Origin of the sequence: Endoryza foliicola (assembly GCF_050589245.1) — a bacterium.
Taxonomy (GTDB): Bacteria; Bacteroidota; Bacteroidia; order Chitinophagales; family Chitinophagaceae; genus Endoryza; species Endoryza foliicola.
This window is the reverse complement of sequence record NZ_JBOBEW010000001.1, coordinates 600194-625948: the sequence shown is the minus strand read 5'-3', so window position 1 is coordinate 625948 and position 25755 is coordinate 600194. Positions and strand designations below refer to the sequence as shown.

Annotated in this window: 27 protein-coding genes; 14 read left to right on the top strand and 13 right to left on the bottom strand. The window is 39.7% G+C overall.

Annotated elements, in window-relative coordinates:
* Positions 1–1497 (top strand): TlpA family protein disulfide reductase, encoded by a 1497-nt coding sequence (locus ACQ2HE_RS02665; RefSeq protein WP_430894827.1) that lies wholly within the window; start codon positions 1–3, stop codon positions 1495–1497.
* Entirely contained in the window at positions 1494–2144 is a 651-nt protein-coding gene (locus tag ACQ2HE_RS02660) for a LytR/AlgR family response regulator transcription factor (RefSeq protein ID WP_430894829.1), read from the top strand. The genes ACQ2HE_RS02665 and ACQ2HE_RS02660 overlap by 4 nt, the downstream gene beginning before the upstream one ends.
* Before the next feature lie 152 nt (positions 2145–2296).
* On the opposite strand, the gene recA is transcribed toward ACQ2HE_RS02660, so the two are convergent.
* Positions 2297–3298 carry a recombinase RecA gene (gene recA / locus ACQ2HE_RS02655; RefSeq protein WP_430894831.1) on the bottom strand — a complete coding sequence of 334 codons (1002 nt, stop codon included), beginning with the start codon at positions 3296–3298 and terminating at the stop codon, positions 2297–2299.
* 299 nt (positions 3299–3597) lie between these two features.
* On the opposite strand from recA, the gene ACQ2HE_RS02650 reads away from it, so the two are divergent.
* Positions 3598–4068 (top strand): DUF4920 domain-containing protein, encoded by a 471-nt coding sequence (locus ACQ2HE_RS02650; RefSeq protein ID WP_430894833.1) that lies wholly within the window; start codon positions 3598–3600, stop codon positions 4066–4068.
* A gap of 291 nt (positions 4069–4359) precedes the next feature.
* Here the strand turns inward: ACQ2HE_RS02650 and uvrB are convergent, their stop codons facing one another.
* From uvrB to ACQ2HE_RS02635, 3 genes are read right to left on the bottom strand one after another with little or no spacing between them, the layout of a single operon-like run.
* The gene (gene uvrB, locus ACQ2HE_RS02645) at positions 4360–6402 is read right to left on the bottom strand and encodes an excinuclease ABC subunit UvrB (protein WP_430894835.1); all 2043 of its coding nucleotides are present in this window, start codon (positions 6400–6402) and stop codon (positions 4360–4362) included.
* 9 nt (positions 6403–6411) lie between these two features.
* Complete coding sequence (locus tag ACQ2HE_RS02640) at positions 6412–8643, bottom strand: transferrin receptor-like dimerization domain-containing protein (RefSeq protein WP_430894837.1); 2232 nt, start codon at positions 8641–8643, stop codon at positions 6412–6414.
* Positions 8644–8703: 60 nt separating this feature from the next.
* Positions 8704–9210 (bottom strand): methylglyoxal synthase, encoded by a 507-nt coding sequence (locus ACQ2HE_RS02635; RefSeq protein ID WP_430894839.1) that lies wholly within the window; start codon positions 9208–9210, stop codon positions 8704–8706.
* A gap of 102 nt (positions 9211–9312) precedes the next feature.
* Here ACQ2HE_RS02635 and ACQ2HE_RS02630 point away from each other — a divergent pair, with 102 nt between their 5' ends.
* Entirely contained in the window at positions 9313–9930 is a 618-nt protein-coding gene (locus tag ACQ2HE_RS02630; protein ID WP_430894841.1) for a T9SS type A sorting domain-containing protein, read from the top strand.
* Between the two features lie 177 nt (positions 9931–10107).
* Complete coding sequence (locus ACQ2HE_RS02625) at positions 10108–10257, top strand: hypothetical protein (RefSeq protein WP_430894843.1); 150 nt, start codon at positions 10108–10110, stop codon at positions 10255–10257.
* Between the two features lie 58 nt (positions 10258–10315).
* Here the strand turns inward: ACQ2HE_RS02625 and ACQ2HE_RS02620 are convergent, their stop codons facing one another.
* Positions 10316–10699, bottom strand: coding sequence for a hypothetical protein (locus ACQ2HE_RS02620; protein ID WP_430894845.1), 384 nt, complete (start codon positions 10697–10699; stop codon positions 10316–10318).
* A gap of 103 nt (positions 10700–10802) precedes the next feature.
* On the opposite strand from ACQ2HE_RS02620, the gene polA reads away from it, so the two are divergent.
* From polA to ACQ2HE_RS02595, 5 genes are read left to right on the top strand one after another with little or no spacing between them, the layout of a single operon-like run.
* The gene (polA, locus tag ACQ2HE_RS02615) at positions 10803–13628 is read left to right on the top strand and encodes a DNA polymerase I (RefSeq protein WP_430894847.1); all 2826 of its coding nucleotides are present in this window, start codon (positions 10803–10805) and stop codon (positions 13626–13628) included.
* 10 nt (positions 13629–13638) lie between these two features.
* Complete coding sequence (locus tag ACQ2HE_RS02610; RefSeq protein WP_430894849.1) at positions 13639–14271, top strand: YdeI/OmpD-associated family protein; 633 nt, start codon at positions 13639–13641, stop codon at positions 14269–14271.
* The gene (locus ACQ2HE_RS02605; RefSeq protein WP_430894851.1) at positions 14268–15050 is read left to right on the top strand and encodes a sterol desaturase family protein; all 783 of its coding nucleotides are present in this window, start codon (positions 14268–14270) and stop codon (positions 15048–15050) included. The genes ACQ2HE_RS02610 and ACQ2HE_RS02605 overlap by 4 nt, the downstream gene beginning before the upstream one ends.
* A 24-nt stretch (positions 15051–15074) precedes the next feature.
* The gene (locus tag ACQ2HE_RS02600; RefSeq protein WP_430894853.1) at positions 15075–15731 is read left to right on the top strand and encodes a DsbA family protein; all 657 of its coding nucleotides are present in this window, start codon (positions 15075–15077) and stop codon (positions 15729–15731) included.
* Position 15732: 1 nt separating this feature from the next.
* Positions 15733–16653 (top strand): 1-phosphofructokinase family hexose kinase, encoded by a 921-nt coding sequence (locus tag ACQ2HE_RS02595; RefSeq protein ID WP_430894855.1) that lies wholly within the window; start codon positions 15733–15735, stop codon positions 16651–16653.
* Here the strand turns inward: ACQ2HE_RS02595 and ACQ2HE_RS02590 are convergent, their stop codons facing one another.
* From ACQ2HE_RS02590 to ACQ2HE_RS02570, 5 genes are all read right to left on the bottom strand, one after another.
* Positions 16654–17112, bottom strand: a complete 459-nt coding sequence (locus ACQ2HE_RS02590; RefSeq protein WP_430894857.1) for an iron chaperone — start codon at positions 17110–17112, stop codon at positions 16654–16656.
* A 74-nt stretch (positions 17113–17186) separates the two neighbouring features.
* Positions 17187–17579 (bottom strand): hypothetical protein, encoded by a 393-nt coding sequence (locus ACQ2HE_RS02585; protein WP_430894859.1) that lies wholly within the window; start codon positions 17577–17579, stop codon positions 17187–17189.
* 70 nt (positions 17580–17649) lie between these two features.
* Positions 17650–18150 (bottom strand): Spy/CpxP family protein refolding chaperone, encoded by a 501-nt coding sequence (locus ACQ2HE_RS02580; protein WP_430894861.1) that lies wholly within the window; start codon positions 18148–18150, stop codon positions 17650–17652.
* Entirely contained in the window at positions 18147–18497 is a 351-nt protein-coding gene (locus ACQ2HE_RS02575) for a hypothetical protein (RefSeq protein WP_430894863.1), read from the bottom strand. The genes ACQ2HE_RS02580 and ACQ2HE_RS02575 overlap by 4 nt, the downstream gene beginning before the upstream one ends.
* Before the next feature lie 41 nt (positions 18498–18538).
* Positions 18539–19114, bottom strand: a complete 576-nt coding sequence (locus tag ACQ2HE_RS02570; protein WP_430894865.1) for an RNA polymerase sigma factor — start codon at positions 19112–19114, stop codon at positions 18539–18541.
* 160 nt (positions 19115–19274) lie between these two features.
* Here ACQ2HE_RS02570 and ACQ2HE_RS02565 point away from each other — a divergent pair, with 160 nt between their 5' ends.
* Both ACQ2HE_RS02565 and ACQ2HE_RS02560 read left to right on the top strand, forming a co-directional pair.
* Positions 19275–19865 (top strand): DUF5606 family protein, encoded by a 591-nt coding sequence (locus tag ACQ2HE_RS02565; protein ID WP_430894867.1) that lies wholly within the window; start codon positions 19275–19277, stop codon positions 19863–19865.
* Between the two features lie 74 nt (positions 19866–19939).
* The gene (locus ACQ2HE_RS02560) at positions 19940–21667 is read left to right on the top strand and encodes a M3 family oligoendopeptidase (protein WP_430894869.1); all 1728 of its coding nucleotides are present in this window, start codon (positions 19940–19942) and stop codon (positions 21665–21667) included.
* A gap of 163 nt (positions 21668–21830) precedes the next feature.
* Here the strand turns inward: ACQ2HE_RS02560 and ACQ2HE_RS02555 are convergent, their stop codons facing one another.
* Both ACQ2HE_RS02555 and ACQ2HE_RS02550 read right to left on the bottom strand, forming a co-directional pair.
* Positions 21831–22247, bottom strand: coding sequence for a Fur family transcriptional regulator (locus ACQ2HE_RS02555; RefSeq protein ID WP_430894871.1), 417 nt, complete (start codon positions 22245–22247; stop codon positions 21831–21833).
* Positions 22248–22253: 6 nt separating this feature from the next.
* Complete coding sequence (locus ACQ2HE_RS02550; RefSeq protein ID WP_430894873.1) at positions 22254–22904, bottom strand: SCO family protein; 651 nt, start codon at positions 22902–22904, stop codon at positions 22254–22256.
* A gap of 116 nt (positions 22905–23020) precedes the next feature.
* Here ACQ2HE_RS02550 and ACQ2HE_RS02545 point away from each other — a divergent pair, with 116 nt between their 5' ends.
* Both ACQ2HE_RS02545 and ACQ2HE_RS02540 read left to right on the top strand, forming a co-directional pair.
* Complete coding sequence (locus ACQ2HE_RS02545) at positions 23021–23413, top strand: MerC domain-containing protein (RefSeq protein ID WP_430894875.1); 393 nt, start codon at positions 23021–23023, stop codon at positions 23411–23413.
* Positions 23414–23484: 71 nt separating this feature from the next.
* Positions 23485–24081: a NifU family protein gene (locus tag ACQ2HE_RS02540; RefSeq protein WP_430894877.1), complete on the top strand. Its 597-nt coding sequence runs from the start codon at positions 23485–23487 to the stop codon at positions 24079–24081.
* A 30-nt stretch (positions 24082–24111) separates the two neighbouring features.
* Here the strand turns inward: ACQ2HE_RS02540 and ACQ2HE_RS02535 are convergent, their stop codons facing one another.
* A complete protein-coding gene (locus ACQ2HE_RS02535; RefSeq protein ID WP_430894879.1) occupies positions 24112–25743 on the bottom strand; it encodes a tail fiber domain-containing protein in 1632 nt (543 codons plus the stop codon).
* Positions 25744–25755 lie beyond the last annotated feature (12 nt).

Genomic DNA, 25755 nt, shown 5'->3' with positions numbered 1-25755 from the left:
ATGAAATTCGTATTATTATCAATCCTGCTAGGAGCGGGACTAGGATCTTATTGTCAAAACTTTTCATTGACGCTTGAATCGAACGACAGTTCTGCTTATCAGTTAATCCCTCTTATTGCAGATAGAAACTATTCGAGTCCTGCAATTGAACTCGGAACAGTTATTTCCAAACCAAAGCATTATTCCATTCCACTTGAAAGAGCTCATTTTGCGTTGCTAAAATCGGAAGGAAGAGAGTTCAGGATCATGATCGCCCCAAACGAAAAGCTGGATATCAAAATTGGTCCTACACTTCAATTCTCGGGTTCACTTAAATCAGCCAACGAACTATTACAAAAACTAGGATTTGATTCGATCCCATTTTACCAGAAACTTCATGGAAGAGAAAACATCTATCGGAATTTGGGTTACAAGGAACTACTTGATCAAGTGCTGGAAGTTCAAATAAAAGAAGTGGAAGTAAAAAAAGCATTGATTCAGAAAACTAAAGTAAAACCGGTTTATAAAGCAATGCTCAGTAAGGAAGTTGAATACCTTGCGCAATGCTACTTATATGATTTAGGAAGAATCGATTTAAGAAATAGTAGTAACCCCGCAACTGATAGCTTCTTGGTAAATGTTATGAAGTGGCTGCCCATACCATCAGCAGCAACCTTGTCGAATAGTGTATATGGAGGAATGGTTACAGATTTTAGAATTCAGTACTCCATTAACAGCATTGCTATGGGAAGGAAAAAAGATCCCGAAGCCATGAAAAAAAGAATCAGCGATACACTGGGACTCTCTTTTGATTCTATCACTAGTTTAATCAACAAATATGGCGAAAGATACATCGTTGATTGGCTCTATTCGAAAAAACATTTTAAGCCAAATGTAGCTGAGAAAATACTCTTTAATAAGATCATTGATGCCTACAATGACCACTGGAATCACTCTGTTGCATATCTAACTGATGCTTTTCAAAAATCCTATCCTCAGTCTAGTTATCTCGAATCTTTAAATTCTTTAAATCAGTCAATTGAAATGACTTTAAAAAGCAACGAGACAAATCTAAACATTCATTTTATAACAGATTCTAGCACTAAGTCATTTGCAAGCCTCTTAGAAAAATACCGTGGCTCTTATGTTTATCTGGATTTCTGGGGTACTTGGTGCGGACCATGCAGAATGGAAATTCCTTATGCGAAAAAAATCAAAGAGCGATATAAGGGAACCGATCTAAAGTTTGTTTACTTAGATCTAGACGAAGAAGACAAGGATCAATTTTGGAAGAATTTTGTTCGATACAATGGTATGGAAGGCGATCATTATAGATTTAACCGCAGGGCAATGGAAGATTTTTGGAAACCAATTGAGGCAGCCGGAGGCAAAACGAATCTCTATCCAACCTATGTAATTATTGATCCCATGGGAAACATCCTGTTTCCAAATGCAGCACGCCCATCAGAAAAGGAAAAATTGTATGAGCAATTAGATCCATTAATTTTGAAAAAATGAAAGCACTTAGAACGGTAGCACTTGATGATGAGTCAATGGCATTATCGATCATAAAATCGATGGCAGAAGACATTCCTTTTGTAGAATTTAAAGCCCAATTTACGCAGCCTTCGAAAGCTTTAGAATACCTGCGTACAGAAGAAATCGATTTGTTGTTTCTAGACATCAAAATGCCGGATATTTCCGGCTTTGAGTTTTTGTCATTGCTCAAAAAAATTCCATTGATCATTCTTACTACCGCTTATTCAGAACATGCGGTAAAAGGATTTGAAATCAATGCTGTTGACTATTTGCTAAAACCCTTTTCGAGAGATCGCTTTAGAGAAGCTTGTACAAAAGCAAAAGAAAGATACCAATGGTTAGAAGGCAGAAGCAGCCAATCGGTTTTTATTAAAAGTGGCTATGAGCAAATAAAACTACAGATCAGCGATATATTATACGTTCAAAGTGCCGGAAACTATGTACAGTTTGTGCTCAACAACGACAAAATATTATCGCGAATGAGCATGCAAGAAGCAGTAGATTTATTAGAGCCATTCAATTTTAGTCGGGTACATCGTTCTTACATTGTATCCAATGAAAAGATCGATCGAAAAGAACGTGCCGCAGTATGGATTGGAACACACCGCATTCCACTTGCCGGTTAAGGAACACACGATCGGAATAATAATGGATTTTCGTTGTATGCTTTTAGAATTACCGGATGATATAAAACAGAGAAGCGGCGGAGAACCGTCGCTTCTTACTTACTAACCCATCAAAAATTACCGATTTACAACTGACAACGTCAGTACTATTTTTACGCGGCCTGCATTTCTTTCAGCTTCTCGCGAATTTTTGTTTCAATTTCTGTTGCGAGTTCAGGATTGTCGCGCAACAATTGTTTTACTGCTTCTCTACCTTGACCGAGTTTATCGGTATTATAGCTGAACCAACTACCGCTTTTGTTTACGATACCCAATTCAACACCCATATCAATGATCTCACCTGTTTTAGAGATGCCTTCTCCGAATACGATGTCAAATTCAGCAGCGCGGAATGGAGGAGCTACTTTGTTTTTCACCACTTTTACTTTTACTCGGTTACCAACTGCTTCGTCACCATCTTTAATTTGCGCCATTCTGCGAATATCCAAACGAACAGATGCATAGAATTTCAAAGCGTTACCACCGGTTGTTGTTTCGGGGTTTCCGAACATCACTCCAATTTTCTCACGAAGTTGGTTGATGAAAATACAAATGGTGTTGGTTTTGCTGATAGTAGCTGTAAGCTTACGCAAAGCCTGGCTCATCAATCGAGCTTGAAGACCCATTTTGCTATCACCCATTTCACCTTCCAATTCACCTTTTGGTACAAGGGCGGCAACAGAGTCGATCACTACTACATCCAACGCTCCTGAAAGAATCAAGCGATCAGCGATTTCCAATGCTTGCTCACCATAATCTGGTTGAGAAATCAGAAGATTGTCTACATCTACACCCAATCTTTGAGCATAAGCGCTATCAAAAGCATGTTCCGCATCGATGATGGCACACATTCCACCTTTCTTTTGAGCTTCTGCAATTACGTGCGTAGCAATGGTAGTTTTACCAGAAGATTCAGGACCATAAATTTCAATGATTCTGCCTTTAGGAAATCCGCCAATACCGAGGGCCGCATCCAATCCAATTGAGCCTGTAGAAACGATTTCCATTTGGCTTTCTCCCTTCTCATTCATCATCATCACACTTCCTTTTCCGAAATCCTTTTCAATCTTATCTATTGTAAGTTTGAGCGCTTTGAGTTTTTCACTGTTAGACATAGTAGTAAGTTTATTTTTCAAATTTATTGTAAACCAAAGGTAGGGGAAATATTCTTATTCACACTAATAAATTTAGTAAAATACAACTAATTTTTTTGGGGAGGCTATAAGAAAGCCCTGCCGATGCGACTCAACAGGGCGTCTCACATGAGTAAAAATGGTAAAAAGGACAAGGAAAAGGCTGAAATTTCTGTCGTATACAAATTTAACCTCATCTTAATGGCCTTACCAATACCACGAACTGGTAGTTTTTTGGAAATCGGCTTCAGGCAGCAGATATTTGCTAAAACTATGCGATTATGAAAAAAACCGTTTTATCCCTGCTTTTTAGCGCTTTTACGGGCTTATTGGCCTTTAGTCAAGAAAAGATAACTCCTGCCGAAGCTGGTGTCACCTATGGCGCCGGAACAACTAATACGAAAACGATCCCTGCCGCAGAATTGGAAAAGAAACTGAAAGACGAGAAATACCAAGGGAAGATCACCGGTAAAGTTCTTGAGGTTTGCCAAGAAAGAGGCTGTTGGATGAAGGTAGAAACAACCGAAGGAAAATCACTGATGGTAAAATTTAAAGACTATGGTTTTTTCATGCCTCAGAACATCGTTGGTAAGAAAGTAGTATTGGAAGGCGAAGCTATTGTAAAAGAAGTTTCAGTGAAACAACAACAAGACTATGCACAAGATGCAGGTAAGAGCGAAGAAGAAGTGAAGAAAATAACGAAAGTCAAAAAAGAATTGCAGTTTATTGCTGCAGGTGTACTGGTTTTATAAGATCAAGTATTATAGAAAAGTCCCGCTAGTTTCTTTTGGTTCTTACCAAGAGCTGCTAGCGGGATTTCTTATGCTTTGAAGAACGGAAAGTCTATAAAATAAAAAAGGGCCCGAATGGAAATTCAGCCCCGTTTTAAAATCCAATATCCTATGAAAAACCGAGGTAAAACTAAGGGCGATTTTTCAAAAATGCAATAGTCAAGCAAAAAAAGTTCGAATATTTTTTATTGTGCAAACTTGAAAAAAAATCTTTCCGCTTCCCGCTTGAATTTCAAGCGAATAGAAAATCATTTACCCGGTTTTCATTGTGTCTAATTGTTTTTGTAAAGCAAACATTTCATCTCTTAAACGTGCTGCTTCCATAAAATCAAGGTCTCGGGCTGCTTTCTCCATTTCTTTTTTGATCTTAGAAATGGCCTTCTCCACCTGAGGAATGGTTTGATAAACTACCTGTTCTTCCGCGGCTACCGGTACCAATTCCTGATCGCTTACCATTGCATATGGATTGTTAGGGTCAAAACCCTTGATGTCCAACACCGATGTTTGTGCGAATACTTGTTCTTTTGACTTAATAACTGTTCTAGGAGTGATGTTGTGTTCAATATTGTAAGCAATTTGCTTCTCTCTTCTTCTACCGGTCTCGTCAATTGTCTTTTGCATGCTTTCCGTCATCTTATCGGCATAAAAGATCACCAGTCCGTCCACATTACGGGCAGCTCTACCCGCAGTTTGAGTCAACGACTTTTCGTTTCGCAAAAATCCTTCTTTATCTGCATCCAGAATAGCCACCAATGAAACTTCGGGTAGATCCAATCCTTCCCTTAACAAGTTTACTCCTACCAATACATCTATTTCACCCAATCGCAATTGTCGTAATATCTCCACTCGATCCAAGGTATCTACTTCACTGTGAATGTACTTGCTCTTTATATTGATTCGATGCAAATACTTGTCCATTTCCTCCGCCATTCGCTTGGTGAGTGTTGTTACCAACACACGGTCACCCTTTGTTACACGCTTATCGATTTCGTCCAATAAATCATCAATTTGATTGTAGCTCGGTCTAATTTCAATAGGAGGGTCTAATAAACCTGTTGGCCTTACTACTTGTTCCACTACCACCCCACCGCATTTCTCCAATTCATAGTGGTCTGGGGTAGCAGAAACATAAATGGTTTGATTGAGCATCGACTCAAATTCGTGGAAGTTAAGCGGACGGTTATCAAGGGCCGAAGGCAATCGGAAGCCATAGTCAACCAAAACCAGCTTTCTACTTCTGTCTCCTCCATACATACCGCTTACTTGAGGAATGGTTTGATGACTCTCATCAATTACACATAAAAAGTCTTTAGGAAAATAATCTAATAAACAGAAGGGTCGGGTACCCGGAGAACGACGATCAAAAAATCGGGAGTAGTTTTCAACTCCATTACAATACCCTAATTCACGAATCATTTCCAAGTCGAAATTTACACGCTCATTGAGTCGTTGCGCTTCAATATATTTTCCGGTTTTCTTGAAGTATTCCACTTGAGCTGCGCATTCATCTTGAATTTCATAAATAACTTGCTGCAGCATGTCCTTTGGTGCTAAATACAAGTTAGCCGGGAAAATAGCTGCAGTATCCATCATACCAATACGCTTGCCGGTGTTTACATCAAAGCTTTCGATGGATTCAATTTCGTCGCCAAAGAAAGTTATTCGATAACCAAAATCAACATAAGGCAAATTGATGTCTACTGTATCTCCCTTTACACGGAAACTGCCACGGCCAAATTCTCCCTGACTTCTTGAATACAACGAATTGACCAAGGCATGCAAAAATCCTTGACGAGATAAAGTCATGCCTTGGTTTATACGAATAATTCCGTTCTCATATTCGGTAGGGTTTCCCATACCGTATATACAACTCACAGAAGCAACTACAATGATATCTCTTCTACCACTCAACAATTCTGAAGTGGCATGTAAGCGAAGTTTATCCAATTCTTCATTAATAGAAAGGTCTTTTTCTATATACGTATCACTTACCGGCATATAGGCTTCCGGTTGATAGTAATCATAATAACTTACAAAATAGCCAACTGCATTATCCGGAAAGAACTGCTTAAACTCACCGTACAATTGCGCCACCAATGTTTTATTGTGAGTTAAAACCAAGGTTGGTTTTTGTACATTCTGAATTACGTTTGCAATGGTAAATGTTTTACCACTTCCGGTTACACCTAGTAAGGTTTGATACTTTTCCCCTTCTATTAATCCCTTCGTTAGTTCTGCAATAGCAGTGGGTTGATCCCCTGCAGGACTATAGGGCGCCTGTAGTTTAAATGGCATACAACAATTCTATTTTATAGAAGCAGCGGTCTTTGTTAAGTATGCTGCCAGGTTTTCGATTGCTTTGGCAGCCAATACAATTTGTTCCTGTGCTTCTTTCCAACTTCTTTGTTCAATGGCCTCCCGAATTCCAGGCAAGGTTTTTACTCCATACCCTGTATAAAAACCGGGAGCATAAATGCTATGCTTGTACCAAGGTCTTCTTGGCAATCCTTGCTCCAATAACAAACTTTGCTCGGCCAAATAAAGATGCTTGTTCAATTCAGTTTGTTGCGCAGCAGTCAAACCCGTTTTCTGTAAAACAGCAGTTAAGGCTGTTGTTGCTTGAGACAAGGCGGCTACTGCATTGTGCAAACTTGCAAATTCCAAATAAGGCACTTCATCCTTTGGTAAGGGAGCATTGTACACTTCACGGGGGTCAGCAGCCAGCGTGTATTTCTTTTCTTTAATGATTTGATTCTCCACTTGAGTGGCCTCTCTTAAATTGTCGGCAAGTGCCACCACTTCAGTTACATAACCTGAAATTGTTTTTTGTAAAGAAGCATAATCAAAAGGCAATACTTCTGCATTTGCAAAGCGCATCGTTACACGGCCTGCTGTTTTTGCCAACGCAACGCCATAGGCAAATTCAGGGTCTTTAAATCTTCTATAATTGTCGTAAGAATCGTAGATAGAGTGGTACTCCCCACCTTCGTTTTCTCCACCAAAACCGAGGTTCAACGAAGGTATACCGATGTGTTGGAAGAAAGGTGAATAATCGGACCCAGCACCCAATGCACCGATACTGATCGTTTTTTTAGCCAATAAGTTTTTCTTCGCCGCCACTGAACTTGCATTTGTAATAGCGCGAGCTCTGTTTCTTTCCAAAACACTTACATCGGTTTGTGGATCAATAACGTCTCTTGCTACTTCATTCATGAAAGGTTCTAATGCATGTGAGCCCGCTGCTCCTAGAAACCCTCTGCCATTTCCATCACTATTTATATAGAGAACCGCTTTTTCTGCGAGCTCCTTTTGATGAAATTCTGCCCACTCAGTACTACCTAATAAACCGGGTTCTTCTCCATCCCAACCACAAAAGATAATCGTGCGTTTTGGTTTCCAACCTTGTTTCATTAATAATGAAATACCACGGGCCTCTTCCATTAAGGCAGCCATTCCACTCAAGGGATCGCTAGCACCATTTACCCAAGCATCGTGGTGATTTCCACGAATGATCCACTCATCCGGAAATTCAGTTCCCTTTATCGTTGCAATTACATTGTAAACAGGTTTTACTTCCCAGTTGAAAGCTAATTTCAAATGTACTTTAGTGGTACTCGGACCAACATGATAGGTAATAGGAAGAGCCCCTCTCCATGCGTCCGGAGCTACAGGTCCTGTCAATTGTTTCAAAAGCGGTAAAGCATCATGATAGCTAATGGGCAATACCGGAATCTTCAATAAGTTGATGACTTCACTTTTATCCAAGGTTTTGGCATCTTTCGAATGTCCGTATCCGGGAGTCAAAGGGTCACCGGGATAAATTGGCATGTCCATTACAGATCCTCTTTGCACACCCCATTCATTTTTGAAAGCACCCTGTGGATATACATCCCCTTGAAAATAGCCATCATCCATTGGGTCGGAATAGATCAAACAACCAATAGCACCGTGTTCTTGCGCTACTTTAGGTTTAATCCCCCTCCAAGATCTACCATATTTTGCGATTACAATTTTGCCTTTTACATCAATCCCTTTTTCTCTTAAAAACTCATAGTCTTCAGGTAAACCATAGTTTACAAAAACCAATTCTGCGGTCACGTCACCATCTGCACTCCAACAATTATACGTTGGCAGTTGCTCAGCTGTTTGATTAGAGGTTGCATCTTCTTTTAGAGCCGGCTCACTCAATACAGCTTTGAATTTTACAGGACCGGTCAATTCCAATACCCGTTCCTTAGGGGTGCTGAAAAGAGAATACAGTACTTCCACCTTGGAATCAATACCCAAACTCAGAAAGTAGTTGTTGATATACTCTGCAACAGCCTTTGTGCCGGGAGATCCCATAGCATGAGGCTTTGCCGACATATCCTTCAGGAGTTTGTCAACATTGGAGGCTTGTAAACTTTGATCGAAAGCTGCTTCCCATTTTTGTTGTTGTGCAGCATTTGCTCCGGGATAGCCGGAAATGGGAGATTGACTGAATGCGAGTCCGCTGAACAGGCCTAAGCCCATTGCAAGCAGTAATTTTTTTCTCATGCTTAGTTGAATTTTAAGTAGTGCAGGAGCTTAAAATTACAACTAAGCAGTCAATTCTCCTTAATCAACTTTGCGTTTTAAGTAAGAGCCGTAGTCGGGAATAGCGGCTTCATAATCTTCGTGCATGAGGGGAGAGGTCATTAAAAAATCGGCAGTCGCTCTGTTACTAGCAGTAGGGATGTTCCAAGCTACCGCCAAACGCAACAGTGCTTTTACATCACTGTCGTGCGGTTGTGCTTCCATGGGATCCCAGAAAAAGATGAGGGCATCAACTTCGCCTTCTGCAATCATGGCTCCCAATTGCTGATCACCACCCAAAGGACCACTAAGCATCCGTTTAACCGGGCGATCCAATTTTTCTTCCAATAGCTTACCTGTAGTACCGGTTGCAAACAATTCATGTTTGGCCAATACTGTTTTATTGTAAATAGCCCATTCAATCAAATCCTTCTTCTTATGATCGTGCGCCACCAGTGCTATCTTCTTACGTTTTTTTATAATACGTGTCTCCGCCATAACTGTTTTCTTATTTATATCGAAACAGGCAAAAGGTAATCCTGTTTTCATAAATGTTTAACAATCAACTGATAATTTTTACTGTTTTTTTGAGTTTTCCACAATTGGGCATGAATATTGTGGATAAACGAATCCCTTACGCCCATTATTTCTATGCAAAAGCTGCTTTTTACCGGACTTATTTGCCTTCTTTTTGAATGCGGATTTTCTCAAGGTTGGATGGTACTTCCTAATTTGAATGACCCCAAGCTCAAGAAAATTGACGCCCCATCTTTTTCCATTCAAATTAAAGAAAATAAAAATGTGTTGCTTCTTTGGGAAAGCACCGATTCTAGTCTGCAATATTTTACGATAGAAAGAAGCAGTAATAATCTGAATTTCGAGACGATTGGAGTGATAAAAAACGAAAACGGGTTGGGCAAGTTTAGCTGGATGGATGAGCAGCCGATCACCGGCAAAAGCTATTATCGGATCAAATGTAATAACGCTGCAGGCTTTACCGCTCGAACAATCAGCCAGCCGGCCTTCATCAACGGAGCACTGGAGTTTAAATTCTACCCGAATCCTGTAGACAACATTTTAATCGTTCGTACCGAACAGCCCTTGGAAATTTCTATTCTTGATCTTACCGGAAAACTGAAGTTAAACTTTCCTCAAGTTTCTGGTCTTCAACCACTTAATGTTAGTTCGTTAGAAAAAGGAATTTATTGGATGCGCGTCTATAACAAAACCTCCAATACCATTAACCTCGAACGATTGGCGAAAAACTAGTCCCCCTGTAATGATCATTGAGCCTTACTTAAATCACATTTAAAATTAATGTCTGGGAGGTTTTTCCATGCTTCGATGTGAAAACACTTATTTTCATCGCTTTACAAAATAACAATAAGGCAGCAAGCGTTCATAAGAGAGTTAATCCAAATCCAAATAAAAACATTCCATTTTCTTATGAACCGTTATCAAAGAAAACTTCTCAACCTGTTCGCTTTTGGCTTACTGGCGTTCGCAGTTTACATCAACTTCTTTCACAAAGAAGCGGGAGACAAACTGATTCGTTCGGTATCTTCGCAAGCAAGTTCTGCAACTTCAATGCGTTAATGTTAAGACGAGCAATTACAATGTTAAAAGCCGTTCGGTTCTGAATCGAATGGCTTTTTTATTCCAACAAACAGCGTTGGATTCTTGACTCGGATGCTGCGTGAGCTACGATCGTACCTAATAAAAAGAAGGCCAAGCTCATCGTTGCCAAATTAACACCTGTCCCTCCTAATAATACTAAATCATATACTATAGCCCCCAGTCCAATTACAAGGCCCATTGTAATAAAAGGAGGAAGGGGGAATTTTCCTTCATAGCCACCCGCCTCCGATTTTGCCAGTATTAAATGGGTGCGATACGAATAATGCATTCCCATATTCAAAAACGGCTTCGCCAATACAACCGCATAAGCTGAAGGCGATACCTTCACAACTTCTAATTCTTCAATCTCCCCAGAGATTATTTTTTGCATAAAAGCCTCCGATAGTTCAATCTTAGCCATGCTTCAATTTAGCCCTTTTTATTCGCATATAATTATACGTTAGTATACAACTTGTTTCGGAGGAACATTTTTTTCCAAAATAGGCTTTCCCTAACTTAGTGTTATGAGTAAGAAATTGTTTTTAGTAGACGCCCTCGCTCTGGTTTTTAGAGCATACTATGCATTAATTAGAAATCCCAGAATAACCTCGAAGGGACGAAACACCAATGCCCAATTTGGATTTACCAACGCTCTGGTAGACCTACTAAACAACCAAAAGCCATCTCATATGGCGGTTTGCTTCGATACTTCGGCTCCAACCGAACGTCACACAGACTTTGCCGAGTACAAAGCAAACAGAGAAGAAGCACCTGAGGACTTAATTGCTGCTCTTCCCGATATTAAAAGAATTATTGAAGGCTTCAATATTCCGGTTATGGAGCTAGACGGATATGAGGCCGATGACCTAATCGGAACCTTGGCGCAACAAGCCGCCAAAGTAGGCTACGAAGTGTATATGGTAACCCCCGATAAAGATTATGGTCAATTGGTTAGTGATAAAATAAAAATATACAAACCCGGTTATCAAGGCGGAGAAGTAGAGATTTTAGGTCCAACAGAAGTATGTGCTAAATGGAATATTAAAGAAGTGAGTCAAGTAATCGATATTCTGGGAATGATGGGCGATGCTGTCGATAATATTCCAGGTATTCCCGGTGTTGGCGAAAAAACAGCGGCCAAATTGTTGGCTGAATATGGTACGCTAGAGAATGTGCTGGAAAATGCCGACAAAATAAAAGGAGCCATGGGTGAAAAAGTTAGAAATGGTCGCGAATCGGCTATTCTCTCTAAAAAGCTAGCAACTATTATAACCAATGTTCCTGTTGAATTCCATGAGGAAGACTTCAAAGTAAAAGAATGGAATAAAGAAGAGTTAAAAGATGTGTTTACTGAACTTGAATTTAAAACCATTGCTCAAAGGCTCTTAGGCGAACAGATTCAAGTTGCCGCTCGAAAATCAAATATTGAAAAAGAGCAACCTCAAGGCGTTCAAACAGATTTGTTTGGCAATATCATTGAACCTGAAATAAAACAAACAGAAGAGCCGGTAGAGGAACCACAAGGGGAACGCAAAACGGTTCACAGCACTTCACATGTCTATCATTCTATTACTGAAGAAAAAGAACTAAAGTCGTTTATTCAACAACTCGGTAGTCAAAAAGAAATTTGTTTTGATACTGAAACCACCAATATCGACGCCAACAATGCAGAGTTAGTGGGAATGAGTTTTTCTTGGGTAGAACATGAAGCCTACTATGTTCCGGTTCCGTCCGATCAAAAACAAGCGGCTGCCTTACTTGCGCATTTTGCACCGGTTTTCGCGGATGTTTCCAAGAAATGGATCGGTCAAAACATCAAATACGACTTACTCGTATTAAAATGGTATGGATACACGCTGGCCGGCGACATATTCGATACCATGCTAGCTCATTATGTTATAGAACCGGATGGAAAAAGAAGCATGGATCTATTAAGTGCTCAATATTTGAATTACGAACCAATACATATTGATGAACTTATTGGTAAAAAGGGAAAGACACAAGGTAACATGCGTGATGTAGCACTTGAAAAAATTACTGAATATGCAGCTGAAGACGCCGACATCACTCTTCAATTAAAAAAGGTATTCGAACCCCAATTAGCTGCAAAGGAAGTAACGAAGGTATTTTACGAAGTAGAGAATCCTTTGGTAAAAGTGCTGACCGATATGGAATTTGAAGGTGTTAAGATTGATGTCGATTTCTTACAAGACTATTCCAAACAATTGGATGAAGAGGCCAAAAAAGCCGAGAAAAGGGTTTATGAACAAGCGGGAGTAAAATTCAATCTAGCTTCCCCAAAACAATTAGGTGAAGTACTATTTGAGAAACTAAAGTTAGACCCCAAGGCGAAAAAAACGAAAACAGGTCAATATGCAACAGGCGAAGACGTGTTGGCCAAATTAGCCGCAACCAATCCTATTGTAGATGATATTCTTGCATTTAGAGAATTGACAAAACTAAAATCAACTTATGTTGATGCACTTCCTGAACTGGTTAATGAAAAAACCGGCCGTGTGCATACTTCTTATGCTCAAGCGGTGGCTGTTACCGGTCGCCTTGCCAGCAATAATCCTAACCTTCAGAACATACCTGTAAGAACTGAAAGAGGAAAGGAAATTCGAAAAGCATTTATTCCAAGAGACGATAAGCACGTATTGCTTTCTGCCGATTACTCGCAAATTGAGCTCCGAATTGTGGCTGCTATAAGCGAAGATCCGGCAATGTGCGAGGCTTTCAAAAAAGGAACTGATATTCATACGGCTACCGCAGCAAAAGTTTACAATGTGCCAGAATCGGAAGTAACAAAGGAAATGCGTTACAAAGCAAAAAGCGTAAACTTTGGGATCATTTATGGACAGGGCGCTTTTGGTTTGGCCGATAATCTAGGAATTAGTAGAACAGAAGCAAAAGAAATCATTGATAACTATAAGAAGCAGTTCCAAGGAATTCAACAATATATGGACAACACGATCAATTTTGCACGTGAACATGGATATGTTGAAACTCTCATGGGAAGAAAACGTTGGTTGAGAGATATCAACTCTTCCAATTTTACAGTGCGAGGTTTTGCAGAACGTAACGCGATCAATTCTCCAATCCAAGGAACAGCCGCCGATATGATCAAACTTGCCATGCAGAAAGTTCATGCAGCAATGAAGAAAGCCGGAATGAAAAGTAAAATGATATTGCAAGTGCACGATGAATTGATTTTCGATGCATTGAAAGAAGAAGTGAAAGAACTAAAGCCTCTTATTATTGAAAACATGCAGTCCGCTCTTTTACTTCCGGGCGGTGTACCTGTAATAGCCGAGTGTGGTCAAGGTAATAACTGGCTGGAAGCACACTAAAATATTGAACATGAGTTACAAAAAGGATCCTAGGGTTGATGCATACATAAAAAATGCAGCGCCTTTTGCACGCCCCATACTTAAGCATTTAAGAGAATTGATTGTAACCACCTGTCCGGATGTTGAAGAAGGTATCAAATGGAGTTTCCCCAATTATAGTTATGCAGGGAGCATCTTATGCGGCTTTGCTTCATTCAAGGAACATTGTTCACTTGGGTTTTGGAAAGCATCGCTTATGAAAGATCCCACCTTGACTATGAACGCAAAATCTGAGGTTGCGATGGGACATTTAGGGAAAATCACTTCTCTAGAAATGCTTCCGCCCGATAAAAAGATAATAGCCTGGATAAAAGAAGCGATGGCATTAAACGAAGCAGGCATCAAACCAGTCAAACCTAAAAAATTAACTCCTAAAAAAACAGTGATTCCGGCCTATTTGGCTGCTTCTTTGAAAAAGTCGAAAAAGGCAGAAGCGCATTTTGAATCATTTTCGCCTTCCGGCAAAAAAGAATATATTGATTGGTTAGAAGAAGCAAAAACGGAGCCTACAAGAAATAAACGACTTGAGCAAGCGATGGAGTGGATTGAACAAGGATTACCCCGCAACTGGAAATACATGAAACAATACCAACATTTATTATGAAGTTTTTCTTAGCTATTGACTGGAGTTTTTATGGAAAAGTGGTAAACTTGATCGGGAGTCGATACGTTGTTTTTGCAGGCCTAACATTCATTTTAGCATATGTTGTATTCAAAAAAAAGATTGCATACAAAAAGATACAACCCAAGTTTCCGAAAAACACAGACTACTTACGAGAGATCTTCTACTCCATTATAACAATCGCTTTATTTGGATTGGTCCCTGTTTTTTTCATTAAAACTGATTCAATTAGAGTTCACACTTTTTATTATACTGATATCAATCAATACGGAAGCATCTATTTTATAAGTGCTTTCATAATCATGCTATTTCTACACGACAGCTATTTTTACTGGATGCATCGCTTGATGCATCATCCCAAAATATTTAAGTACGTTCACTTAATACATCACAAGTCTAACAACCCTTCACCCTGGGCAGCATATGCTTTTCATCCATTGGAAGCGATCATTGAAACCGGGATAGTTGTGTTATTCCTTTTTATCATGCCAATCCACACCTACCATCTTCCTTTCTTTTTTCTATTCATGATTGTTTACAATGTGTATGGACACCTGGGATGGGAGCTCTATCCAAAATGGTTTGCAACTCACCCAATTGGAAAGTGGATCAACACCTCTGTAAATCACAATCAGCACCACCAATATTTTAAAGGCAACTACGGACTCTACTTCTTATTCTGGGACCGATGGATGGGAACCATTCGTGATGATTACGAACAACAGTTCGTTTCTGTAAAAGAGCGCGCTTCTTCGAAATGACCTGTTTTGTAGTAACTTCGCTTCATGCAACTCAATCTTATTTATTGTTATGACGCCTATTGTGGATGGTGTTATGGTTTTAGTCCGGTGATAAGGAAAATTTCAGAGGAGTTTAAGGAGGATTTTCGATTTGAAGTATTGAGTGGAGGGATGATCATCACAGAAACGCCAATACCCATCAGCAGTACCGCGGCATACATACAAAAAGCATATAAAACAGTTGAAGAGTATACCGGTATTGAATTTGGACAAGATTATCTCTGGCATATTTTCAACCCCGATCAAAGTGATTGGTTCCCCTCATCTGAAAAGCCTTCAATCGCATTGTGCATTTTCAAAGAAATAAAGCCCGAGTTACAAGTAAGCTTTGCATCCGATCTGCAACACGCATTGCACTATGAGGGTCGCGATTTATGCGACGACGAAGCGTATCGTCATTTACTTGAAAAATACGAATTAGATCCGGATGATTTCTATACAAAACTTCATAGTGAATCTTACAAAGAGAAAGCCTATTATGAGTTTTCGCTGTGCAAGCAACTACAAGTCACCGGCTATCCTACTGTATTCGTTCAGGCCAATGAATCAAAATATTATTTGGTAGCTAAGGGTTATACCGATCACGCCACTCTTTCTGAACGTTTGAAAAATGTTATTGCAGAACTAAGTAAACTGAATTAAAATGATTTTGACCATTACACTCAATCCTTGCATCGATAAAAGTTCCACCTTACCCATTTTAGAACCGGAAACAAAGCTTCGCTGTGCGGAAGTAGTACATGAAGCCGGCGGTGGCGGCATCAATGTGTCAAAAGCATTGAAAAAATTAAGCTTACCCTCCTTTGCATTATTTCCTGCGGGTGGTCACAATGGAAACATGCTTTGTTCAATTTTGAAGAAAGATGATATTCTCTTTCATGCAATAGATACGCAAGTTGAAACCAGAGAGAATTGGATAGTATTAGAAAACAATACCAATCACCAATTCCGTTTTACTTTTCCTGGCAGAAAGGTTTCAGAAGATATCATTCACAGAATCGTAGATAAGATTCGTTCCATTAAGCCCGAGTTTATTATCGCGAGTGGCAGCATGCCCCCGGGTTTACCGGAATCAAGCTACGGAATGATCATAGATGCTGCAGCAGAAATTGGCTGCAAATGTGTGATTGACACTTCAGGTTCGGCCTTGGAAGCAATAAAAGGTAGAAAAGCTTTTTTAATTAAGCCAAATATTGGTGAAATGAGTAAGCTTCTTGATATGGATAAAATAGCGCCACATGAAGTAGCTGATTGTGCCCATAAATTGATTGAGGAGGAATATTCTTCCTTTGTTGTAGTTTCTATGGGCGCAGATGGAGCATGGTTGGTAGGAAAAGAAGAACGGCATTTCGTAAAAGCCCCTTCCGTTCCAAAGAAGAGTACTGTAGGAGCCGGCGATAGTATGGTTGCCGGAATTACCTACGCGCTTCACAATGGCTGTAGCATTAAGGAAGCGATACAATGGGGTGTTGCATGTGGAAGTGCTGCTACAATGAACGAGGGTACACAGCTATTTGATGCGAGTACCGTTGAACTTTTATTGAAACAAATACAACTTTCTTAGCTATTTTTTTCGAAAAGCAGATTCATACATTTCAATCCATTTATCAACTGAAATTTTCTTACATAATTCTCCAATCAAATCATAGGGAATTTGATCTGGTTTCTTAAATCGAATACAAGACTTACCCATATCTAATTTTGCTAGTCCCAATTTGGCGTATTCTTCTTGAAACCATTTGGTTAATACCGGGTCAGCATACAACCCCATATTATACAATGCTATAAAGTTCTTTTGAGCGGCAATATTAAGGAAAGGAAGGGGTAGCTTAGGGTCGCAATGGTAGCCATTGGGGTAAGTACTATGCGGTACAACAAAGCCGATCATGTTATAACTGATCTGTTCTTTAAATCCTTTTGGCAAGTTTTTCTTTACGATTGCTCTGAGTTTTTTTACTGCTGCTTGTTGTGGCTCGGCAATCTTTTCGATGTATTCATCAACCGAACCGGCTTCAATTTTCATACAAGAGGTTTTCACTAAAGTTAAAGAGCCGTCCCGATATTTTGGGATGGCTCTTTATTTATTTTATTGAATGATTACTGTCGGGGGCCTCTTTGGGGTCTCATAGAAGGTTCTATTTCTTCTTTCCATTTTTTATACTGTTCTTCCGTCAAAATCTTCTTGAGTTTTGAGTCTCTTTCGTCTGTAAGCGGTTGCATTTTTTCACGCATTACTTGCGGATCAGGACGCTCGCCGCTACCCATCATCTCTTCTCTTAATTTGTCTTGACCTTTGTAATAGGTAGTAAATACTTCATCAATTTCTTTCAGTTTAGCCTCTCCGGGTTTGAAAGCTGAATCCATTTTTTCGTGAATCATTTTCACTCTTTCTTCAACCGTTCTGCGCTGAAAACCGCCTCCGCCGCCTTGGGCGAATAATGCTACAGATGATACTGTAAGGGCAAAAGCCAACAGGAATAACTTCTTCATATTATTAAGTTTAATAGAAGATTGGACGTCGATTCTTCAAAAACCTTTTCTTGAGGAAATGAAAATTTTGTTAATCGTGCTTTTGGGGTCCGCGGTTCTTACCAAACCAAGGTGGTCGGTTGATCATTCTACTTACAACGGTATCAAACTTAGGAAGTTGATCGGGAGTACAAATGGCTCTCACTTTTGCAAAATGACGGTACATCGATAATTCCATTTTTGCTTGTGTAGCAGCCAAGTTATCTGCTTTTACAGCTAAAGCACTGTCACCGATACTTGTGTTGTTTAGATTACTGTACATCGACTTCTTGATGGACCGAACTTGTTCACTCCAATATTTCATAGAGTCACGGTTTTGATCCAACAGTATTTTAAAAGTATCTGCTTGTGATTTTGAGAAACCCAGTTCCTTCGTCATTTGTTCTACCATTGAAAACCCTCCTCTATTCATCGGTGGCTTTCCCGAACGATTGCTCCAAACGGTAAAATACAGCACTAATAATACGTTCGACACCAAGAGGATGCCTATGAGTATTACCAAAGCTTTGTTATTACGAATTAGTTGATTCATTTCTCATCAATTGTTGCAAGATAGCTTTCTGAGGCAGTATTGGTAAGTGAATATTCATTAGCCATCATTTGTTCCACATCAGAAGAGTTTGCTCCGGCTGAAGTTTCATTATTGGTGCTTGATGAATTAAAAGCCCAGAAGTTTAAAATGAGCACCAGTAAGGCTGTGGCTAATGCAAAAGAAGGTTTTGCAAGCTGACTGGAAAATCGACCCCAAGTCGATTGTCTCGCATACATCGCCGCCTCAATTCTTGTGTACAAAAAAGGCGAAGCTTCGGCACGTTGTATGCCGTCAACACTATTTAATGTTGATTCAATTCGTTCTTCTATGTTGTAGCTTTTGCTCATCTTACTTCAATTTAGACGTTTTAAGGGACAAAAACTTGCTTTTAATCTTTGGATTTTTCGTAATAATCTGCCAGAAACTTTCTAAGATTTTGCTTTGCTCTATGCATCAATGACTCGATGGATGGAACAGAAGTCTCCAAAATCTCCGCCACTTCTGCGTAACTCAACCCCTCAATTTTGTTTAAAGTAAATGCAACTTTTTGATTTTCAGGAAGTTTCTGTATTGCTTGAAACAAAACGGAAGCGTTTTCTTTGTTTTCTATTACCACGCCGGGATGATGGAATTCCGGCAATTCGATCGGTTCAAGGGATTCCCCGGTGAACAAGCTCTGAATAAACCCAAATCTCTTTTTTCGTTTCTTCTTTCTGATCCAATCGAGTGATTTGGTAACGGCAATTCGGTACAACCAGGTCGACAATTTCGACTCTCCCTTGAATTGATGAATACTCTCGAACGCTTGAACAAATACGTCTTGTGTTATGTCTTCTGCATCCTCCGGATGTTGTAGAATGCCTAAAACCGTGTTGTAAATCATGTCTTTCCATTGATTAACAACAGTTTTGTAGGCTTCCGGGTTACCCTTTTTGAGTTGTATGATGAGATCCTGATCGTTCAAAAAAAGATACAAGTTTGCGGAAAATTAAGGCTAATTGATCGATAATGGCCTATCAATTGCTGAAGTTTCTATGAACGGCGAACCGCCGTTTTAAACCCTCGTTAATTGAATTTCAATAACTAAACTTATCTTGCACCTTCAAAATGTGTAATTGACAACTATGGAATACAGTAAACTTATTGCCGTAACGGGCTTACCTGGTCTTCAAGAATTAATCAGTAGTAAAAATGATGGCGCTATTGTGCGTTCATTAGAGGACAAGTCAACAAAATTTGTGTCTTCTCGCATTCACAACTTTTCTCATTTGGAAAGTATTGAAGTATATACCATTCGTGAAAATGTAAACTTGATCGAGATTTTTCACGCAATGGACAAAGCCGGGGTAACCCTTCCGGACGAAAAAGATGCAAAAGCCGTAAAGTCTTACTTTGAAAAAGTATATGCGGATTTGGATTTCGACCGTGTTTACAACAGCGATATGAAGAAGATGGTTAAGTGGTTCTCTATCTTGAAAACGGCCGGTGTTGAGCTAAAATTGAGTGAAGTTCCTGCTGAAGAAGAAGTAGTTGAAGAAGCTCCAGCGGTTGTGGAAGAAACACCAAAAAAGAAAGCAGCCCCTAAAGCAAAAAAAGAAGCTACTGAAGAAAGTGAGGCGGCTCCAAAGAAAAAGGCGGCCCCTAAAGCTAAAAAGGAAGCCACTGAATCTGATGAAGAAGCTCCTAAGAAAAAAGCAGCTCCTAAAAAGAAATAACAATAACGATTTATTAATAAAGCTGTTCCTATCTTCAGGAACGGCTTTTGTTTTTTAAATAATCAGTCTAAACTATGAGTTACTCAGCAGCAATAGAAAAACCAGTACGTCATTTCTTGCCAGAAAACTTTACCATCTCCGATTGGCAATCGCTTGAACCATACTTCAATAACCTACTTCAAAGAGAGCTTATCAGTGTAGAAGCGCTCGAGGCTTGGTTAAAAGATAGTAGTGAGTTGGAAGCTGTAATAAGCGAAGACGCTTGCTGGCGTCAAATAAGAATGACTTGTGACACTACCGACAAAGAATTGGAAAACGCATTCGTATTTTTTGTTACGGAAATTCAACCTAAAATTCAGCCCATCGCAGATTTGTTGAACCGTAAGTTCATTGAATGTCCATTCACCGCCTCTCTGAACAAAGAGAAGTACTTTACTTATATACGTAGCATTAAGAAAAGCATTGAATTGTTTCGCGAAGAAAACATACCCCTTCAATCTGAATTAAGCGTGTTGGGTCAACAATTTGGTGCGATCTCGGGCAAAATGACCATTGAAGTGAATGGTAAAGAGTACACTTTACAACAGGCCGCAAAATTTCTAGAACAAGAAGATCGAGGTTTACGTGAGTCGGTTTATCGCAAAATCAATGAACGCAGATTAGAAGACAAACAAGCCCTTGATGACTTGTTCAGTACACTCGTTCAAAAAAGACATCAGGTTGCTTTAAATGCAGGGTTTGAGAACTACAGAGATTATAAGTTTAAAGAACTAGGACGGTTCGATTATACAAAAGAGTCTTGCTTTGAATTCCATCGGGCAGTAAAAGAAGAAGTACTCCCTTTGGTTAAACTTATTTATCAGCGGAAACAAAAATCGCTTAAACTTGAAAAGCTCCGCCCCTGGGATTTAGAAGCACAACCATCCGGTGTTCAGCCATTGAAACCATTCACAACAGGAGCAGAGTTATTGAGCAAAACCGTTCAATGTTTTGAAAAATTGAATCCCTTTTTTGCAGATTGTTTGCGCACCATGGATAAAATGAAGCGGTTTGATCTTGAAAGTAGAATTGGAAAAGCGCCCGGAGGATACAACTGTCCGTTAGCAGAAACAGGTGCGCCCTTTATTTTCATGAATGCTGCCGGACAAATGAGCGATGTTACAACAATGGTTCACGAGGGCGGACATGCGATACATTCTTTCCTGGCGCATCCGCTTGAATTAAGCGCTTTCAAAGAGTATCCTATGGAAATTGCCGAAGTGGCCAGTATGGCTATGGAATTGTTCAGCATGGACCATTGGGAAGTATTTTTCGAGAATGCGGAAGACCTGAAACGTGCTAAGGAACATCAATTGGAGCGCGTTATTACCATCTTCCCTTGGATTGCAACTATTGACAAGTTTCAACATTGGATTTATGAAAATCCACAACATAGCTTAGATGCCAGAAAAGTTAAATGGTTAGAAATCTTGAATGAGTTCTCTACTGATGTAATTGATTTTGAAGGATTAACAAAATACCGTGAATACGGGTGGCAGCGCCAACTTCACTTATTCGAAGTGCCTTTCTATTACATTGAATATGGTATTGCACAATTGGGTGCAATTGGGCTATGGAAGCGATATAAAGAAAACAAGCAAGCAGCACTTGAGGGCTATATTGCGTCTTTAAGTAAAGGTGGAACATTAACTCTACCTGAATTATATAGTACTGCCGGCATAGAATTTAATTTTTCGCCTGCACATATTAAGCAATTAATGCAATTCGTTAAGAACGAGATGGATAGTTTGCTAAACAACTAAGTGTTTTAAAAAATACCCACATTGTGGTATAGGCAATGTCATTTAGTGGGCTATCTTTGGTATATCAAATGAACTGATAGCGATTGTATCGCTCCATCATAAAAAAGCTACTAATCAGAGCCTTAACCAAAAGTCCCGGTGTTTCCACATCGGGGCTTTCTTTTTAGCGGCAGTTCTTGCAAACGCCGTTTACTACCATGTGAAATTCTTTTGCTTTAAATCCGTTGGGGAGTTTAACTATTGGAATTGATACTTCCGACAAACAAGAAGTATCGCCGCAGTTGTCACAAATGAAATGAACGTGATTATCGTGGTGGTGTCCTTCTTTACAGTCATCTTTACATAGAGCGTAGCGAATAGAGTTATCAGCCGTTGGAATTGTATGAACCATTCCTTTCTCTAAGAAAGTTTGAAGGGTTCTATAAACCGTTACCCGATCATACTTTTCGTCTGTCTTTTTTTCGATGTCGGCGTGTGAGAGCGCTCCATTTGCTTCTAAAAACAATTCTAGAATTCGTTTACGGCTTTCCGTAACACTTAGCTGATTTTGCTTTAATAAATAATCGATCTGAGCTTGCATGGTCTGCTATTTACTAAATAAGTTATTCGAGAAATTTCCATCCATTGCCTTTTCCTTCAAAATTCGAGGAATATCTTCCTCCAGTTCTTTTAATTCCTTTTTCTTTAGACCATCGTAAATTTTTCTTACTCTTCCATTTCTATCCACCAAGGCGAAGAATTGCGTATGCATAAACTGATCTTCTATTTTCTGCAGGCCGTTCTTTGGGTCGTCTAATAAATAACTATTTCTAGCTGTTAAATACAAACTGTCTTTTCTGCCGGTCAAAAACCACCATTTTTTGTTGTCTACCTGCAAAGAATCGGAATAATGTTTTAGCACGGGAAAACTATCGCGATCAGGATCACAGGTATGAGATACTACAATGAAGTCGGGCTCCGATTTAAACTTCTCGTAAATCACCTTCATGTTGGTGTTCAGCATTGGACAAATATTCGGGCAAGTGGTAAAGAAAAATTCCGTTACATAGACTCTTCCTTTTAAATCGGTTTCTGTCACTTTTTCCCCATCCTGATTAATAAAACTAAAGGGGCGAACGTAACTGAGCACCGGTAGTTTCACTTCTTCATACCCGGGTATCAATTTGGTCATCGTGAAATAAAATCCTCCGATCAAAACCGCGAAAAAAACGCCGTAATAAAGCCACTTCCTATTCATTTTGCTCCGTTTTTGTAAAGGTAGTTTCTTTTTTAGTGGAACCTTTGTTAAGTCGTTACAACAAAATATTTGCAACAAAGTTGCATCAATTTAAAATAAGAACCTACCTTTGCGGTATGAATTTTAAGATTAATTGGGATGCTTTGGGTATTTCTGCCTCTCTTGCCTGTGCTATACATTGTGCACTTTTGCCCCTGTTAATCAATAGTTTACCAATTTTAGGTGTTGAAATTATTCACAATACGAAGTTTGAATATTTCATGATTGGGTTGGCATTTGTAATTGGCGCCTATTCATTTTGGCATGGCTACAAAAAGCACCACCATAGTTTGACCCCATTTTTGATCTTCTCGGCCGGTATGGCTTTTCTTGTTGCCAAACAAATATGGCATGAATATCAATTGATTCTGTTGATTCCGGCGGTTGTTTTGATCGTTTATGGTCATGTTTCGAACTACCGATCTTGCAGGGTTCACAATCATGCTCATGCCGACGATTGCGATCATTAGCGAGTTTTCCCTATTTCAGAAACAGAATAGGCCTTGAATTTGTTATTTTTGTTATCCAAATTGAGAGCGCTATGATTAAAACAGGTAATCCCGTGATTAGCATTTATACAGAAATGACTCCAAACCCGGAAACAATGAAGTTTGTTGCCAACAAACTTTTGTATCCCGGTAAGAGCATTGATTTTCCGGATGTAGACGCAGCGAAGCCCTCGCCTTTAGCCACTGAATTGTTTGGCTTCCCCTTTATTAAGGCTGTTTTTATTGCCAGCAATTTCGTGACCCTTACTAAAAATTATGAAACGGAATGGAGTGATGTTATTCCTACCATCCGTCAGTTTTTGAAAGAATATTTAGAAGAAGGTAAGCCAGTAATCAACGAAGAGGAGTTGGCTACGCGCAAACAAGAGAGTTCTAATGAAGTTACCGCCGACGACGATGATGTGGTAAAGCGCATCAAAGAACTATTAGAGAATTACGTTAAACCAGCTGTAGAGATGGATGGTGGAGCCATTCAATTTAAAAGCTATAGTGAAGGAGTCGTAAATCTGATGTTGCAAGGAAGTTGTTCCGGTTGTCCTTCCTCAATGATCACACTTAAAACAGGAATCGAAGGAATGATGAAGCGAATGATACCGGAAGTAAAAGAAGTAGTAGCAGAAGCTGAATAAAAAATTAAATCCCGCAAATAGCGGGATTTTTTATTGTTGGCCTTTTTTGTTTTCCTTTAGCTCAAGTTGCTTTTTCAATTCATCTACTTGTGCCTTTAATTCTTGGATGGCGTTGATTAACACAGGAACCAGTTCTGCATAATTCATTCCAAGTTGACCTTTAGTGTCGTCTCCACTAACCACTTCGGGAACCAGTTTCTTTACCTCTTGAGCAATCAGTCCAATTTTGTGCTGTTGCGGTTGCTCAATCCAATCGTAAGATACAGGTCGCATCAACATCACTTCTTTCAATCCGTATGTTAAGGCATTTATGTTTTTCTTGAAACGAATATCAGAAGTTTGAATGGTTCCATTAACAGACCATACTTCCGTCCATCGCAAACCGGTTTTTCCAAGTGTGTAGGTATTATCCGCTCCCGGTACTATACCTTCGCTAGTAATTCGCGCACGCTCATTTGTTGTATTTGATCCATCGGTAAAAAATACTAAAGCCCTACCATTTGTTTCGTTTCCAATTACAAAGTCGGTTCCTGAAGCGCTGAGGTAAGCGGTATTGGCGCCCCCTTTTATACCCGAAGTATTGTTTGTAGAAGAATTGATGCCGGCCTTCAAAAAATTTGTGTTTCCGGAGGCGTTGTTTGCTGCTATTGAAAAAGTGCTGGTAGCTGAAAGGCCTCCATTTGTATTCTGCAGTTGAAAAATAAGAGCATCATTAATGCTCCCTTTTGCACCCATCACATTTTTTGAAGCAGTGTTTCCCGCATCTACTAAAAACTTTTCAGGATGGGTGGCATTAAATGTAGCGGTTCCTACGCCAACTCTTCCACTATGCATAACCGACAGTATGTTTGCATTAACATTTGCAGACCCATCATCAGAAACTGCTTGATAATTTACATACGCATCTGAACCACCATTGGCGGTATAATTGATTTTAAAAAGCTTTTGTGCAACCGGGTTGTCGGTATTCTCCAAATAAAAACCTGGTCCACCAAATCCATATCCTCCAACACCTGTAATGGTCACGCCATTAATATAAGAAGTTGAGATTCCGGACCCCTCGGTTCCCGACAAAATGTGAAACTCTGTTTTTGGAGAAGTATTTCCGAGGCCGATAAAGCCATCCTCAGCAATTCGCATCCGCTCAATGTTGTTGGTAATAAAAGGGAGCGGCTGATATGAGATCGTTCCAAGTAATTTGGTGCTCGAAATATTATTTCCGTCAAAATTCCAGGTGCTTCCGCCTGTTTGCGGAATAGATTGAGACCCAACTATCCAATTAGTTCCGTCACTAAACAACAAAGCTGATTCCTGTAACTGACTCAAAACAATCGATGCCACACCGTCGATGTTTTCACCATTTCCGGTGGCAATGGTAAGCGAAGGGGTTACTCCGGCGGTGCTTGCATTTTTTATTCTATATGATCGACCACTACAAGTAGTGGCATCTGGTAACGTAATGGTGGTTGCTGTGGCTCCGGTGAATACAACGGCATGATCGTTTTGATCAAGCTGCGTATCTGCTGTAACCGTTCTTACACGTAATGATACTGAACCGCGAACATCGAGGGTTGAATTCGGAGTAGTTGTTCCAATACCAACTTGAGCCGACGCGGCGCCGGAGCCTAACATTAGGGCTAGAAAGATGATGCGGTTTTTCATAGTTTGTATTGT